This is a genomic window from Pacificibacter marinus, from assembly GCF_900109555.1.
In the GTDB taxonomy this organism is placed as follows: Bacteria; Pseudomonadota; Alphaproteobacteria; order Rhodobacterales; family Rhodobacteraceae; genus Celeribacter; species Celeribacter marinus_C.
Window position 1 is genome coordinate 57,356 of sequence record NZ_FNZV01000009.1, and the last position, 15,041, is coordinate 72,396.

Consider the following 15,041-nt stretch of genomic DNA (forward strand, 5'->3'; position numbering starts at 1 on the left):
TGGGAAGCACTCAGGTGAGAACGGACTGGAAATCAAACTGGATTGGGAAAATTGTCTGCATTCTACAAATAAACAGGATTTTCACGCATATAAATCTCAATTATTTAGGCAAATTGTAAAATAATCCCAAAATTGAAATGGCTTTTAACTGAACAAATCGGGGGGCTTGTGAAAGACTTTCGCGTCACGTCTTAAGAATCGGCAAAATTTCACGTTACGTCACTTAGGTCCAGCACCCAATGTGGCCGCGTGAGACATAAGACACCCCTTGCGCTTTTCAGTCGCGGGCAGGGATTATTTGCGCAAAATGCGGCGATAAATGCGATGGTCCCTAAGGAATAGGGGCAATAATCTGACCAATTGCACAACGTTTGAATTGGTTTTTTCATATTTCGGGTTTTCCAACCCACGCCCTCGGCCTATAACCCCAGAACTGGCAGCGCGCAAAATGCGGTGTTCGGTTCGATTTACACGCAAATGAACTAATTTCCCGGAGTAGAGACAATGACGGATTGGGTAAAATCAGCATGGCGCAACAAACCGCGTGTGCAAATGCCCGACTATACGGACGAGGCTGCGCTGAATGCTGTTGAGGCACAACTCTCAAAGTATCCTCCTCTTGTTTTTGCTGGCGAGACCAAAACTTTGAAAGCGCAATTGGCAGCTGCATCTCGTGGCGAGGCATTTTTGCTTCAAGGCGGTGACTGTGCTGAAAGCTTTGCCGAATTCGGTGCAGACCAAATTCGCGACACGTTCAAAGTGATGCTGCAAATGGCGATGGTTTTGACCTTTGGTGCAAAAGTGCCCGTGATCAAAGTCGGACGTATGGCGGGTCAATTTGCCAAACCACGCTCAGCTGCGACAGAAACATCGAATGGTGTTGAGTTGCCGAGCTACCGCGGCGACATCATCAACGGGTTCGAATTCACACCCGAAGATCGCATTCCTGATCCAAACCGTATGTTGCAGGCCTACACGCAGGCGGCGGCGTCTTTGAATTTGCTGCGCGCCTATTCCAAAGGTGGGTTTGCCGATGTGCACCGCGTACACGGTTGGACTCTGGGCTTCACAGAGGCCGACGAAGCCGAGAAATACCGCGATATGGCCAATCGCATCCAAGACGCGCTGGATTTTATGCGCGCCGCTGGCATGACTGCCGACAACAACAACGAATTGAAAACGGTTGATTTTTACACATCACACGAAGCGCTTTTGTTGGAATACGAAGAGGCGCTGACCCGTGTGGACAGCACTTTGGGCGATACTATTGCTGGATCGGGTCACATGATCTGGATCGGTGATCGCACACGTCAACCAGATGGCGCACATGTTGAATTTTGTTCTGGCGTCTCAAATCCAATTGGGTTGAAATGTGGTCCTACAACGACTGCTGAAGATCTTAAGATTTTGATGAAAAAGCTGAACCCAAACAATGAAGCAGGGCGCTTGACCCTGATCGCACGTTTCGGGGCTGGCAAAGTAAAAGATCACCTGCCGCGCTTGATTGCGGCTGTAAAAGAAGAAGGCGCAAACGTTGTTTGGTCTTGTGATCCGATGCATGGCAACACTGTTAAATCAGACAGCGGGTACAAAACCCGTCCGTTTGAAAGTGTTTTGCAAGAGGTTCAGGAATTCTTTGCGGTGCACCGCGCTGAGGGTACGATCCCTGGTGGCGTGCATTTCGAGATGACCGGCAAAGACGTGACTGAATGTACCGGTGGCGCGATTGAAGTGACAGATGAAAATCTGTCAGATCGCTACCACACAGCCTGTGACCCGCGTTTGAACGCATCACAAGCTTTGGAGCTGGCGTTTTTGGTGGCTGAAGAACTGTCACAAAACGCACGTTAAGCTGATCAAAAATATTTTACGAAAGGCCGGACATTGTGTTCGGCCTTTTTGTTGTCATACGATCAAAAAATAAGGCGCAACCCTAAAGCTGCGCCTTTTGCACACCGCACTGTTTTGGGATCAATCCTCAGAGGGGACCAAACGCAAAACGGGCTTGCCCGTTGGGCGCACAGGCTTGGGCTCAGTTGATGGTGTTTCAGGCGTCATTTTGTCTTTTTGCTCAAGATAGGCTTTGCGCGCCTCTGCAAACCCTTGTGGAATGGGCGAGCCCTTTTCAGTCAAACCTTCCATCATAGGCGCCTCTTCTGTTGCGGCACCAAGCAAAGGGCGTGACGTCGTCGCGACAGCTTTAAAGCGGCGTGGTTGACGGCCAATTTCACCTTTGGATTGGAGACAGCCAAGAATACGATTCACATCACCAAGGTCAGATTTCAAAGGGCACAGCAAAAGCTGCGCATCCAAAGACCCGCGACCAATCCCGCGTTCGCCTTTCAGCGTGACTGTGGTGATCTGAGGTGTTTCACACACGGCCTCAATCGCTTTTGAAATTTCTGCACGACTTTCTGGCGTAAACATTGCGGTGAGTGGCATACCGCGCACTTCCATGCCCATCAAATCTGTCAAATGCATACCAGCAAGGCGGAACCGCGCCACGCCGGGGGCAATACGTTCCAAGATAAACGTGAACTCAAGCGCTGCCTGCATACCGCGAGGATTGATATCCGACCGCGCTGGCACTGGGCGGCCATTGCGCAGACCGTCCCAATACGCTTCGACTTCGCGCAACGCAGGAAAAACCGTTTCGTTGCGACGTGGCAGAAGAGAAATGATGTTTGAACCGCTGAAATAATTAATATTCACTGTATCACCTATGAGTTGCAGCTTTCTGGTGTGCATTTGCTGCTGTGTTCTGGTTTGGCAGAGTGTGTGTCTGCTCGCTTGACCAGAATTATGCCACGAGTTTGCCCAAATTGGTGGAATTTCCTAATGAATGGTTAACGCGCACACTGACCTTTAAGGATAAAACAGCAAAATTATGGTGAATTATATGGATTTCTGGCCGATGAAATTATAATTAATATATAAATACCAATGCTTTATATGAATAACTCACATCAAACTTCAAAAGGATAATACGCCTTGCCTAAAAGGCCAGTTTGAGATGCTAAAGCTTCTGCCACGGGGGCATTGGTTCCAAAATAGAAAAACCAAAACGACTCACGTCTCATTTTTTAGGGGCCAAATAGGGCTGCTTTGCGGGCCTGTTCAAAGGATGAGACATGGTTTTGCCTTATTCTGGCCTGTGATTTTTAGAATCGCCGCGCCCCGTGCCTTATTGTTGTATTGCAGCATGATCCCACCACTTTTGTCTCATTCAATTGGTGGTCAAGCATCGATCCGCACAGTATAAAAAACCGTCCAATATAAGGAGGGATAAAATGCCAGCCGATCGTCGTGGTCTTCTTATTATATTGTCATCGCCATCAGGCGCGGGCAAATCCACCTTGGCAAAGCGCCTCATGCAGTGGGATAAATCGCTGAGCTTTTCAGTCTCAGCCACCACACGCGCACCACGCGATGGGGAACAAGACGGTGTTGAATATCACTTCACTGCCGAAGATGACTTTAAATCGATGGTTTCAAGTGGTGATATGCTTGAGCACGCTTTGGTCTTTGGCAATTACTATGGCTCACCCGCTGGTCCAGTGCGCGCGGCGATTGAGGCCGGTAGCGATGTTTTGTTTGATGTTGACTGGCAGGGCGCACAGCAAATTGCCAACTCATCGTTGCGTGATCACGTGTTGTCGATCTTTGTTTTGCCGCCCTCAATCACAGAACTGCGCCGCCGTTTGGAAACTCGCGGCCAAGACAGTGCCGAAGTGATTGAAAAACGGATGCGTCAAAGCTGGGATGAAATCAGTCACTGGGACAGCTATGATTATGTGCTGGTCAATGATGATCTGGACACGTCTTTTGAGCGTTTGAAAACCATCGTCTCTGCCGAACGCCTGCAAAGGCGTCAACAACCAGGTCTTTTGGATGTGGTCCGTGGTTTGCAGGGTGAATTTGAGGACCTAGAAACATGACATTATATAGTCTTGACGATCACGCACCTATTTTACCTGAAAACGGTGACTACTGGGTGGCAGATGATGCAAATGTTATTGGAAAAGTCAGCCTTGGGGCTGGTGCCAATATTTGGTTTGGTGCCACGTTGCGTGGCGACAATGAAATGATTGACGTGGGCGCAGGCAGCAACATTCAAGAAAACTGTGTGCTGCACACCGATATGGGATCGCCTTTGACCATCGGAGCGGGCTGTACCATCGGGCACAAAGCGATGCTGCATGGCTGCACTTTGGGTGAGAATACTTTGATCGGAATGGGGGCCACTGTTTTGAATGGCGCGCGGATCGGCAAAAACTGTCTGATCGGGGCAGGGGCATTGGTCACAGAAAACAAAGAAATCCCCGATGGGTCGCTTGTCATGGGGGCACCCGGAAAAGTTGTGCGACAACTTAGTGAAATGCAAATTGAGGCTCTGAAAAAGTCCGCAGAGCACTACCAAATCAACGCGCGTCGCTTTCGGGATGGGCTTGTGCGGATTGAATAGGATCTAAGCTCTGCTTGGATTAACTCTAGGCCAAGGCTCAGCGAGTCCTAGCGTTTAGTTTAGTTGCATTGAGATGGCAGAACCGTGCGGCTGCGCCACGCCAAAATCCAACATCGGATGCAGGTGGCGCACTTCGCGGCAGATGATTTCTGGGCGCGGAATATCATCCAACATGATCCTGTATTTTCCAACAAATCCTGCCTGATCCAAAAATCCTGCCAGCTCTAAACAGTCAAATGTTTGACCAATGGCTTCTGACATGACCAAGTCTGGCTTTAGGGCAGAAAATAACTCAGGAGAGAGCGCCTGAAATTCCACATATAAAATGCCGGTTAATTCAGATGAAATGGCCGGAAATCGTTTAACCTGACCTGACTCCCCAACCAGCAACATCATTTGTTTTTCTTTATGACGCTCGGTGCGCGACATTGTGATGACATCAAAGTCTTTAACGGTCGAAATGTTACCCATTTGTGCTGCTTTGCCCGTGTTACAGTTTTTTATTCTGGTTAGAAAAGGCGGAAAGCCGCTGAATTGCAACAACAATTTTCTCACTTTGGGAATAATTACCATTTTGCAAATCAGGTGCGGTTTGAAATTCACATCAAGTAGAAAAACAACCACTGCGCGAAATCACATGCTAAAGCGTCATATACGCGTTACGTAGCACCCGTATCCAAAGCTGCACATAGTGAAAGATCAAACGATGAACGATGCAAGAAATACCAATGGGCCAAACAATGATCTTGTGATCGAAATGGCGAAAGCTATGCCGCTGCCTTTGATCGTTATCGGGCGCGATGAACGGGTCGTCGTTGCCAATGAAAAAGCCGAAGAATTATTTGGGAAAGGCGTGCAGGGCAGGCATTATATCACTGTCTTGCGCCAACCAATGTTGTTGGATGCAATTGAAAATGTCTTGCGGCTGGGTGAGGCTGCACAAGCCCCTTACCGCGTTTCTGAATCTTCAAAAGATTTGCATTTCGACGTCAAAGTTCGCCCCGCCATCACGCAAGACGCGGGCTATGTTGTCGTGGCATTCGAGGACAAAACCGACCTGCAAGAAGCCAGCCAAATGCGCCGCGATTTTGTTGCCAATGTATCCCATGAGCTGCGTACACCGCTGACGGCTTTGCTGGGATTTATTGAAACCCTTCTGGGCCCTGCAGCGAATGATACAGACGCGCGCAAGCGGTTTTTGTCGATTATGGACAACGAAGCAAAGCGGATGAACCGAATCGTTGGCGATCTTTTGTCTTTGAGCCGTGTTGAAGCGGACAGACGGGTGCGTCCACGTGATCCGGTCAACGTGCCATCCATCGTCCGCTCTGTCGTGCAAACGCTGCAACCCCTTGCTGGAGCACGTAATGTTTCTTTGCGACTTGAGGGGGCGGATGCGGAGGATCGAATTCTTGGGGATCAAGATCAATTGACCCAAGTGTTCACCAACTTGATTGAAAACGCGATCAAATATGGCCCCAATGGTGGTGAAGTATCGATTTGCATCACATCACACGCGGTTGAACCAACCATGCAAGGGCCCGCAGTGCGCGTGGATATTGCAGATCAAGGCGAAGGCATTCCCGTGCATCACATTCCGCGCCTGACGGAACGGTTTTACCGCGTCGATGCGCATCGCTCACGCGAAATGGGGGGCACAGGGCTGGGTCTTGCGATTGTAAAACATATCCTGAACCGACACCGTGGTCGTTTACGTATTGAAAGCCATGCGGGCAACGGCAGCTGCTTTTCCGTGATTTTGCCCTACGAATGATCGAAATTTTGGGAAAGATGCGTCACAGTTCTTAATTTTAAGTCATAAAGTTTCAAGAAACTCGTGCTTTGTCATGAAACTGTTACACTAAGTTCACAAAAGCATAGTGAAGCCCACGTAAACCGCCCCATGAGAGAGAAACCAAATGCCTCTCAGATTTGAAATTCAGGAGCTACATATGTCCTTTGTTAAACTGACCACCTCTGCCTTGGCGATCACTGCCATGTCCATCACCGCCGCTGCAGCCCGTGATCAGGTGCAGGTTGCTGGGTCTTCCACAGTATTGCCATATGCATCTATCGTTGCAGAAGCATTCGGTGAAAACTTTGACTTCCCAACACCTGTTGTTGAATCTGGCGGCTCTTCTGCTGGCCTTAAGCGTTTCTGTGAAGGTCTTGGCGAAAACACAATCGACGTTGCCAACGCATCACGCAAAATCAAAGACAAAGAAGTTGCAGCCTGTGCAGAAGCCGGCGTGACTGACATCGTTGAAGTGCGTATCGGCTACGATGGTATCGTTTTCGCATCCGACATCAACGGCAACTCTTTTGAGTTTACACAAGAAGATTGGTACAAAGCTTTGGCTGCTGAAATCATCGTTGATGGTGCAGCTGTTGCAAACCCAAACACAACTTGGGACCAAGTGAACCCAGCGTTCCCAGCGCAGCCTATCATGGCGTTCATTCCTGGTACAAAGCACGGTACACGTGAAGTCTTCGACGAAAAAGTGATCTTGACTGGCTGTGAAGAGTCTGGCGATTTCGCGAAGTTCGTTGAACTTAAAGGCGGCGAAGACGAAGCTGAAGACGCATGTATGTCTATCCGTACAGACGGTCTGTCAGTCGACATCGACGGCGACTACACAGAAACACTTGCACGTATCGACAGCAACAAAGACGGTCTTGGCGTCTTCGGTCTGGCGTTCTACGAAAACAACACAGACAAATTGCAAGTCGCGACTATGGCCGGTGTTGTTCCAACAACTGAAGCCATCGCAGAAGGCACATACCCTGTGTCACGCCCACTCTACTTCTACATCAAAGCGGCGCACATCGGTGTGATCCCTGGTCTTCAAGAATACGCAGACTTCTTTGTATCTGACGACATGGCTGGCCCAGACGGCCCATTGGCAGAATACGGTCTCGTATCTGACCCCGCACTTGCCGACACACAAGCTGCTGTTGCAGCTGGCACAGTGATGATGAAGTAAGCGATACGCTTGCGATAAAATTTAAGACGGCGCAGGGACCCTTGCGCCGTCTTTCACCCGAAAAAGGGGCGGGACTTAACCTGTCATTGATTGAGACGCGAAGGGGAGCTGCTCATGCCCGCGCTATGGCTGTTTATTACGGTTTTGGTCCTAGGACTTGCCGGCTTTATCCTAGGACGCGCCCGCGTCATGAAGGATGCTGACGGAGATATACGAAAACTACATTCCTTGCCCAATTATTACGGGTCGAATGTAATGCTGTCCGCGATCATTCCAAGCTTGGGCCTTTTGGTTCTGTGGTTGATTGTGCAGCCGATGATTATTCAAGCCAATGTGGCGTCCCATATTCCCACAGAAAATTACGCCGATAGCGGCGCATTGAATTTGCTGATGTCCGATGTGCGCCGTGTCGCAGACGGGCTCGATATCGCAGTCTCACAAGGCGCGTTGACACCACATGCCGCTCAAAACTTGACGGGCACTGATGATGTGCGCGGCATTTTGGGCCGTTTGGGTGTGGCGCTTGGCACTGATGTTGAAGACGACATTCTGACAGCCGCACAAGAGTATCGCATAAAGTCAAATATCGGTGGTTGGATCATGACCGTCGCAGTCATCGCCGCAGCCATTCTAGGGTTTGCCATGGCTTTGAAAGTGACCAACAAAGATCACCGTGCGCGCAACTCAGTCGAAAAAGTGGTGTTGGCCCTGTTGATAGGCGCTGCATCCTTGGCGGTTTTAACCACCGTCGGGATCGTATTTTCACTGATTTTCAACACCATCGAATTCTTTAAACTCTATCCTGCGGCTGATTTCTTTTTCGGCACAACTTGGGCGCCTTCCTTTGGCGGCGGATCGGAATTGGGGATTTTGCCACTGTTCTGGGGCACGTTCTACATTTCTATCATTTCCTTGTTGGTCGCTGTTCCAATCGGTTTGTTCGCGGCTGTGTACCTGTCCGAATATGCAGGACCAAAAACACGCGGCATCGCCAAGCCTTTGTTGGAAGTGCTCGCGGGTATCCCCACAATCGTTTACGGGTTGTTCGCTTTGCTCACAGTTGGTCCGCTGCTTGTCGGCATGTTCGGAAAAGACGGCAGCTTTGGCGTAAACTGGATGCAAGGCGGCTCTGCGGTGATCACTGCGGGTCTGGTGATGGGCGTGATGTTGATCCCGTTCATCTCATCGCTGTCTGACGACATCATCAACTCTGTACCGCAATCCATGCGCGATGGGTCTTTGGGGCTTGGTGCCACCAAATCTGAGACAATCAAACAGGTTATCTTGCCCGCCGCTTTGCCAGGTATTGTTGGTGCGATCCTTTTGGCCGCGTCGCGTGCCATTGGGGAAACCATGATTGTTGTGCTTGGGGCAGGGGCTGCGGCACGCCTGTCGATGAACCCCTTTGAGGCGATGACCACCGTGACGACGCGGATTGTCAGCCAGTTGACCGGCGATGCAGATTTTTCATCCCCCGAAGCTTTGGTCGCCTTTGCCCTTGGGATGACACTGTTCGTGATCACCCTTTGCCTTAACATCGTCGCACTTGTGATTGTGCGCAAATACCGGGAGCAGTACGACTGATGTCTGATCACCCCACATCCCCGTCTTCATTCCCATCCAATCCTTCTGGTGCCGCTAAAAACTCGCTGCTGAAACTGGATGCACGGACAAAAAAACGCAACGCGTCAGAAGCCCGTTTCAAAGCCTACGGCGTTGGTGCCATCGCTTTGGGTCTGTTCTTTCTGGTGGCTTTGCTCACATCTATCATCGGCAATGGCACCCCTGCATTCAAGCAGACGTTTATCACCATTCCGATTGAATTGACCGAAAGCAAGCTTGATAAATCAGGTGTGCGTGACATCGACGTGATGAAAAAAGTCACGACATTTGGGTACAAACCTTTGGTGCAAAGCGCGCTTGTGGCCAGCTTACAAGAGCACGGTATAGAAAACCCGTTCAAAAAAGCTGCCGATCTGGGCAAATTGCTGTCATCCTCTGCACCTGCGCAAGTGCGTGATGTGGTTTTGGCCAATCCCGAATTGATCGGTCAAACCATTGAGTTCCGTCTTTTGGCTGGCTCTCGTGTGGATGGTTACTTTAAAGGCCGTGTGGACCGTGATGCGCTGGCGCGTGACAAAAATCTGGATGCCGAGCATTTGGATATAGCCGATGCGATGGTCACAGCTGGTCTCATCGATACCAAGTTTAATGCCGATTTCATCTTTGGGGCCGATGCCTCTGAATCGCGTCCTGAACAGGCTGGGATCGGTGTTTCTATGGTCGGATCACTCTTTATGATGATTGTTGTGCTGTGCTTGGCTTTGCCCATCGGCGTTGCTGCATCGATCTATCTTGAAGAGTTCGCGCCGCAAAACAAATGGACAGATTTAATCGAGGTGAACATCTCAAACCTCGCGGCTGTGCCATCCATCGTGTTTGGTATCTTGGGCTTGGCTGTGTTCATCCAATTCGCCCATCTGCCGCAATCTGCGCCGCTGGTTGGCGGTTTGGTTTTGACGCTGATGACCCTGCCAACGATCATCATTTCCACCCGCGCCTCATTGAAAGCTGTGCCGCCGTCCATTCGCGATGCTGCTCTGGGCATTGGGGCGTCAAAAATGCAATCAGTGTTCCACCATGTGCTGCCACTCGCGATGCCCGGCATCCTGACAGGGACCATCATCGGTCTGGCGCAGGCTTTGGGGGAAACAGCGCCTTTACTGCTCATCGGTATGGTTGGCTTTATCGCCTCAAACATGCCCGATGGGATCGCGTCAGGCTTTCTCGACCCGAACTCCGCTATGCCCGCACAAATCTATGAATGGGCAAAACGTGCCGACCCCGCATACTATGAACGTGCATGGGGTGGGATCATCATTCTTCTTGGCTTCTTGATGACCATGAACATCATCGCCGTTATCTTGCGCCGCCGCTTTGAGCGTCGCTGGTAGAAAGGGCATCAAAATGAACGATATGCGAATTGTAAAAAGAGACGTCGACATGAATGATATCAAAATCTCCGCCAAGGACGTTCAAGTCTACTACGGCGACACGCACGCGATCAAAGACGTAAACGTTGAGATCAAAGACAAAACTGTTACAGCCTTCATTGGCCCATCTGGGTGTGGCAAGTCCACATTCCTGCGCTGCTTGAACCGAATGAACGACACGATCGACATCTGTCGCGTCACAGGCAAGATCGAGATCGAAGGCGAAGACATCTACGACAAACGCGTTGATCCCGTACAGTTGCGCGCCAAAGTTGGGATGGTGTTTCAAAAGCCTAATCCATTCCCAAAATCGATCTACGACAACATCGCTTATGGCCCACGTATTCACGGTCTTGCACGCTCCAAAGCGGATCTTGATGACATCGTTGAAAAATCACTGCGCCGTGGCGCGATTTGGAACGAGGTCAAAGACCGTCTGCATGCGCCTGGCACAGGTCTTTCTGGTGGTCAGCAACAGCGTTTGTGTATTGCCCGCGCTATTGCGACCGAACCTGAAGTCCTGTTGATGGATGAACCTTGCTCTGCGCTTGATCCAATTGCAACGGCGCAAGTCGAGGAATTGATTGACGAGTTGCGCGAAAACTTTTCCGTTGTCATCGTCACGCACTCCATGCAGCAAGCAGCGCGCGTAAGCCAAAAGACAGCGTTTTTCCACCTCGGAAACCTTGTTGAATACGGTGAAACAGGCCAAATCTTTACCAACCCACAAGACCCGCGTACGGAATCCTACATCACTGGCCGGATCGGCTAAGGAGCGAAAAAATGAACAATGACAAACACATCGCATCCGCGTTTGATCGCGACCTAGAAGCTATCCAAGCCTTGATCATGAAAATGGGTGGCATGGTAGAAGCCAACATCACAGCCGCAGCGCAAGCTTTGGAAGATCGTGATGTTGAAACCGCTGCCAAAGTACGCGCGGCAGACAAAGCCATCGATATTTTGGAAGAACAAATCAACGAAGAAGCCGCACGCGTCATCGCATTGCGGTCTCCTGCGGCAAGTGATTTGCGCACAGTTTTGACTGTGATGAAGATCGCTGGCAACTTGGAACGCTGTGGTGACTACGCCAAAAACTTGGCAAAACGCACCGGTGTTTTGGCGGAATTGACGCCAATCGACGGGGCAGGTGCCTCTATCCGCCGTATGGCGCGCGCTGTGGAAGAAATGCTCAAAATGGCGCTGGATGCCTATATCCAACGCGATGCAGAACTGGCCGAACAAGTGCGTCAACGCGACTTGGATGTGGACCAAATGTACAACGCATTGTTCCGTGAATTCCTGACCTATATGATGGAAGATCCACGCAATATTTCCGCTTGTATGCACCTGCATTTCATCGCCAAAAACATCGAGCGCATGGGCGACCATGCCACGTCTATTGCCGAGCAAGTGATCTATCTTGTCACGGGCGAAATGCCCGAAGATGCCCGTCCAAAAGGCGATCTGACATCGCATACTGACCTCGGTCTGGAGGCTCCATAATGTCTGTTGATCGTCCTCATGTTCTTGTCGTCGAAGACGAGCCGGCACAACGAGAGGTTCTGGGCTATAACTTTGAATCCGAAGGGTTTTCAGTAACAAGAGCTGAAAACGGCGACGATGCATTGATGTTTGTTGAAGAAGATGCACCAGATCTCATCGTGCTGGATTGGATGCTGCCCGGTGTGTCTGGAATTGAAATTTGTCGTCGTCTCAAGTCACGCACTGAGACGCGTCAAATTCCGATTATCATGCTGTCTGCACGGTCTGAAGATGTCGATCGTGTGCGCGGTTTGGAAACTGGTGCGGATGACTATGTCGTCAAACCATATTCTGTCATCGAATTGATGGCACGTGTGCGCACTCAATTGCGTCGTGTGCGACCAGCTGCCGTGGGGCAGGTGCTTGCGTATGAAGATATCAAGCTCGACGCGGAAACACACAAGGTTACGCGTTCTGAAAACCCTTTAAAACTCGGACCGACTGAGTTTCGCTTGCTCAGTACCTTTATGGAAAAACCGGGCCGTGTGTGGTCGCGCGAACAGTTGCTAGACCGCGTTTGGGGGCGTGACATCTATGTCGATACGCGCACCGTAGACGTGCATATCGGGCGCTTGCGTAAAGCTTTGTGCCAACACGGTGGTGAAGATCCCGTGCGCACTGTGCGTGGTGCAGGATACGCTTTGGGTTAAAGCGATAGAGCAGCAGTTTGTTTTACGATGCATGCCCATTGGATTTGATCGGCCATGCTCAGATGACAACTGCTGCTTTCAAGCCTCAGTAAAATAATCAAACTTTCCACTGTGCTGGGCTCAAATAGGGCTTTATCAAGGGTATTTATTTACATTTCACAATATCCGATAATCAGTATTATGTATTATAATTATATTAGTATCATAATAAATTTGATATACAGCACAATATTAAGCAAGCCCGCCAAATTGCTCACCTTTAACTGTGATGTCGCCTCACATGGATTGCATCAATAGATTAAATGAGATTAGATTGTTTCCACTATCGAAACAAATATTTGGGGTGGAAACATGGAGGTATCGCTAGAGCGCATCTTGGTAGCGAAAACCATTGAAGATGCCTGGGAAGTTTTACTCAACACGATGCAGGATTTTGGGTTTCATAACGTCCTGTATGGCTTCACTCGGTTTCACACGGAACAAGGGTTTGGCGACAATGCCGATCATCTGGTTCTAACCAATCTTGGATCAGATTATGTCCAAGGCTATTTCGACGAAGGCCGCTACAAGCACGGTCCTGTGGTCAATTGGGCGGCTGACAACGATGGTGTGTGTTCGTGGTCCTATATTAGTGAAATCTACGAGACCCTCTCTGAAAAAGCACGCGAAACCGTTGAATTCAATCGCACCTTTGGTGTGTCACATGGTTACACAATTGGTTTCAGAAACGGTACAAAACGGTCTAAAGGTGCCATTGGCCTGTCGATGCTTCCTTTTACCGGCACACAGGCGCAGGCTGATGCAATATGGAAAGAAAATGGAAATAAAATCAGTATATTATGTAATGTTTTCCATCTGAAAATCATGTCCCTGCCACTTGAGTTGCGGCAGTTGACAGCGCGACAGCGCGAGGTTTTGGAATGGGTTGGCGATGGTAAAACATGCGCAGACGTTGCTCAAATCATGGGGCTTACAAGTGCAACTGTTGAAAAACACTTAAAGCTGGCACGTGATGCTTTGGATGCTGAAACGACAGCGCAAGCTATTCTAAAAGCGTCGCTCTTGAACCAGTTCTACAAAAGATAGTAGCTTGACTAAAACGATCATGTCGCATTGTTTTTAAACTGATTTTTGTTGCCAAAGGTATGGAATTCCCCACTTTCCTTACCTTACGTTAATGATGCATTCTAAACATGCCTCATCACAGAAGTTTGCTTCTGGGGTAATTGGATTGGAGATCGCTCTTATTTGGCTCACCTGATCTGAGAAGCTGGCTTGCGCTGGCATGTTGGGATTGCTCGTTTATTCTAGACGAAGTGATCCTTTTTAGATTGTATAGCTGTACAGTTTCTCATCCCGACTGGTTGTATAGCATGTTTAAGGCGCGGTCTCATTTCGAGGCTGCGCTTTTCCTTTATCCCTATACACAGCTAAACCATTCATCAGCCTAGAGTATCTTTACACATGAAAAAGGGGCCTGCGTTTCCGCGGCCCCTTCCCCCAAGTTCTTCAAAGTGCAGCCGTTTAGCTGCCCATTGTTTTTGCAACTTCAGCAGCAAAGTCTTCTGCAACTTTTTCAATGCCTTCGCCGACTTCGAGACGCACAAAGCCTGTAATCTCAGCGCCAGCTTCTTTAGCAGCAGCTTCAACAGTCAGGTCTGGATTGATAACGAAAGCCTGACCAAACAAAGTGGATTCAGCGATGAATTTCTTCATGCGGCCAACGATCATTTTTTCAATCACAGCTTCTGGCTTGCCAGATTCACGTGCGATATCCATTTGAACTTGCTTTTCTTTCTCAACAACAGATGCGTCAAGATCAGCTTCGGACAAAGCAGCAGGGTTTACAGCTGCAATGTGCATCGCAACCTGTTTACCAAACGCGTCATCGCCGCCTTTAAGGGCCACGAGAACACCGATTTTGCCCATGCCGTCAGTCACAGCATTGTGCACGTAAGACACAACAAGGTCACCTTCGAGTGCAGCCATGCGGCGCAAGCCCATGTTTTCACCGATTGTCGCGACTTTTTCAGTCACAACTTCGGTAACGGTTTTACCACCGATGTTTGCAACAGCCAACTCTTCAACTGTGTTCACAGACAAAGCAGCGTTTGCGATGGAACCAACCATACCTTGGAATTCAGCGTTTTTGCCAACAAAGTCAGTTTCAGAGTTCACTTCAACTGCAACACCTTTGCCACCGGAAACTGCAACGGCCACAAGACCCTCAGCAGCTGTACGGCCAGCTTTTTTGGCGGCTTTTGCCAAACCTTTGGTGCGAAGCCAATCAACAGCGGCCTCCATGTCACCATCACACTCAACGAGCGCTTTTTTCGCGTCCATCATGCCTGCGGCTGTAGCTTCGCGCAGTTCTTTCACCATTGCAGCAGTAATTGCCATGCCG

Annotated in this window: 14 protein-coding genes; 11 read left to right on the top strand and 3 right to left on the bottom strand. The window is 49.7% G+C overall.

The window, feature by feature from the left end; all coding sequences use genetic code 11:
* Positions 1 to 504 precede the first annotated feature (504 nt).
* The gene (locus tag BM025_RS12280) at positions 505 to 1,851 is read left to right on the top strand and encodes a class II 3-deoxy-7-phosphoheptulonate synthase (RefSeq protein WP_085849860.1); all 1,347 of its coding nucleotides are present in this window, start codon (positions 505 to 507) and stop codon (positions 1,849 to 1,851) included.
* A 120-nt stretch (positions 1,852 to 1,971) separates the two neighbouring features.
* Here the strand turns inward: BM025_RS12280 and BM025_RS12285 are convergent, their stop codons facing one another.
* A complete protein-coding gene (locus BM025_RS12285; protein ID WP_085849861.1) occupies positions 1,972 to 2,712 on the bottom strand; it encodes a PAS domain-containing protein in 741 nt (246 codons plus the stop codon).
* Positions 2,713 to 3,290: 578 nt separating this feature from the next.
* On the opposite strand from BM025_RS12285, the gene gmk reads away from it, so the two are divergent.
* Together gmk and BM025_RS12295 are read left to right on the top strand one after the other, a co-directional pair.
* The gene (gmk, locus tag BM025_RS12290) at positions 3,291 to 3,938 is read left to right on the top strand and encodes a guanylate kinase (protein ID WP_085849862.1); all 648 of its coding nucleotides are present in this window, start codon (positions 3,291 to 3,293) and stop codon (positions 3,936 to 3,938) included.
* Positions 3,935 to 4,465 (top strand): gamma carbonic anhydrase family protein, encoded by a 531-nt coding sequence (locus tag BM025_RS12295; protein WP_085849863.1) that lies wholly within the window; start codon positions 3,935 to 3,937, stop codon positions 4,463 to 4,465. The genes gmk and BM025_RS12295 overlap by 4 nt, the downstream gene beginning before the upstream one ends.
* Positions 4,466 to 4,519: 54 nt before the next feature.
* On the opposite strand, the gene BM025_RS12300 is transcribed toward BM025_RS12295, so the two are convergent.
* On the bottom strand, positions 4,520 to 5,038 hold the full coding sequence (locus BM025_RS12300) for a hypothetical protein (RefSeq protein ID WP_139204570.1): 519 nt from the start codon (positions 5,036 to 5,038) through the stop codon (positions 4,520 to 4,522).
* Positions 5,039 to 5,171: 133 nt separating this feature from the next.
* Between BM025_RS12300 and BM025_RS12305 the strand changes: the two genes are divergently transcribed.
* The 8 genes from BM025_RS12305 to BM025_RS12340 all read left to right on the top strand — a co-directional run bounded on the left by BM025_RS12305 (position 5,172) and on the right by BM025_RS12340 (position 13,723).
* On the top strand, positions 5,172 to 6,239 hold the full coding sequence (locus tag BM025_RS12305) for an ATP-binding protein (RefSeq protein ID WP_085849865.1): 1,068 nt from the start codon (positions 5,172 to 5,174) through the stop codon (positions 6,237 to 6,239).
* Between the two features lie 178 nt (positions 6,240 to 6,417).
* Positions 6,418 to 7,449 carry a substrate-binding domain-containing protein gene (locus BM025_RS12310; RefSeq protein ID WP_085849866.1) on the top strand — a complete coding sequence of 344 codons (1,032 nt, stop codon included), beginning with the start codon at positions 6,418 to 6,420 and terminating at the stop codon, positions 7,447 to 7,449.
* A gap of 114 nt (positions 7,450 to 7,563) precedes the next feature.
* Entirely contained in the window at positions 7,564 to 9,033 is a 1,470-nt protein-coding gene (gene pstC, locus BM025_RS12315) for a phosphate ABC transporter permease subunit PstC (protein WP_085849867.1), read from the top strand.
* Positions 9,033 to 10,403, top strand: coding sequence for a phosphate ABC transporter permease PstA (pstA, locus tag BM025_RS12320; protein ID WP_085849868.1), 1,371 nt, complete (start codon positions 9,033 to 9,035; stop codon positions 10,401 to 10,403). Before pstC ends, pstA begins: the two co-directional genes overlap by 1 nt.
* 13 nt (positions 10,404 to 10,416) lie before the next feature.
* Positions 10,417 to 11,214, top strand: a complete 798-nt coding sequence (gene pstB, locus BM025_RS12325) for a phosphate ABC transporter ATP-binding protein PstB (RefSeq protein ID WP_085849869.1) — start codon at positions 10,417 to 10,419, stop codon at positions 11,212 to 11,214.
* A gap of 11 nt (positions 11,215 to 11,225) precedes the next feature.
* Positions 11,226 to 11,948: a phosphate signaling complex protein PhoU gene (gene phoU / locus BM025_RS12330; RefSeq protein ID WP_085849870.1), complete on the top strand. Its 723-nt coding sequence runs from the start codon at positions 11,226 to 11,228 to the stop codon at positions 11,946 to 11,948.
* The gene (gene phoB / locus BM025_RS12335) at positions 11,948 to 12,637 is read left to right on the top strand and encodes a phosphate regulon transcriptional regulator PhoB (protein ID WP_085849871.1); all 690 of its coding nucleotides are present in this window, start codon (positions 11,948 to 11,950) and stop codon (positions 12,635 to 12,637) included. The genes phoU and phoB overlap by 1 nt, the downstream gene beginning before the upstream one ends.
* A gap of 351 nt (positions 12,638 to 12,988) precedes the next feature.
* The gene (locus BM025_RS12340; RefSeq protein ID WP_085849872.1) at positions 12,989 to 13,723 is read left to right on the top strand and encodes a LuxR family transcriptional regulator; all 735 of its coding nucleotides are present in this window, start codon (positions 12,989 to 12,991) and stop codon (positions 13,721 to 13,723) included.
* A gap of 438 nt (positions 13,724 to 14,161) precedes the next feature.
* On the opposite strand, the gene tsf is transcribed toward BM025_RS12340, so the two are convergent.
* Positions 14,162 to 15,037 carry a translation elongation factor Ts gene (gene tsf / locus BM025_RS12345; RefSeq protein ID WP_085849873.1) on the bottom strand — a complete coding sequence of 292 codons (876 nt, stop codon included), beginning with the start codon at positions 15,035 to 15,037 and terminating at the stop codon, positions 14,162 to 14,164.
* Between the last annotated feature and the right edge of the window lie 4 nt (positions 15,038 to 15,041).

Coding starts and splice junctions, on each gene's coding strand:
- BM025_RS12280 (WP_085849860.1), top strand. CDS start 505: ATGACGGATTGGGTAAAATCAGCATGGCGCAACAAACCGCGTGTGCAA.
- gmk (WP_085849862.1), top strand. CDS start 3,291: ATGCCAGCCGATCGTCGTGGTCTTCTTATTATATTGTCATCGCCATCA.
- BM025_RS12295 (WP_085849863.1), top strand. CDS start 3,935: ATGACATTATATAGTCTTGACGATCACGCACCTATTTTACCTGAAAAC.
- BM025_RS12300 (WP_139204570.1), bottom strand. CDS start 5,038: ATGGTAATTATTCCCAAAGTGAGAAAATTGTTGTTGCAATTCAGCGGC.
- BM025_RS12305 (WP_085849865.1), top strand. CDS start 5,172: ATGAACGATGCAAGAAATACCAATGGGCCAAACAATGATCTTGTGATC.
- BM025_RS12310 (WP_085849866.1), top strand. CDS start 6,418: ATGTCCTTTGTTAAACTGACCACCTCTGCCTTGGCGATCACTGCCATG.
- pstC (WP_085849867.1), top strand. CDS start 7,564: ATGCCCGCGCTATGGCTGTTTATTACGGTTTTGGTCCTAGGACTTGCC.
- pstA (WP_085849868.1), top strand. CDS start 9,033: ATGTCTGATCACCCCACATCCCCGTCTTCATTCCCATCCAATCCTTCT.
- pstB (WP_085849869.1), top strand. CDS start 10,417: ATGAACGATATGCGAATTGTAAAAAGAGACGTCGACATGAATGATATC.
- phoU (WP_085849870.1), top strand. CDS start 11,226: ATGAACAATGACAAACACATCGCATCCGCGTTTGATCGCGACCTAGAA.
- phoB (WP_085849871.1), top strand. CDS start 11,948: ATGTCTGTTGATCGTCCTCATGTTCTTGTCGTCGAAGACGAGCCGGCA.
- BM025_RS12340 (WP_085849872.1), top strand. CDS start 12,989: ATGGAGGTATCGCTAGAGCGCATCTTGGTAGCGAAAACCATTGAAGAT.
- tsf (WP_085849873.1), bottom strand. CDS start 15,037: ATGGCAATTACTGCTGCAATGGTGAAAGAACTGCGCGAAGCTACAGCC.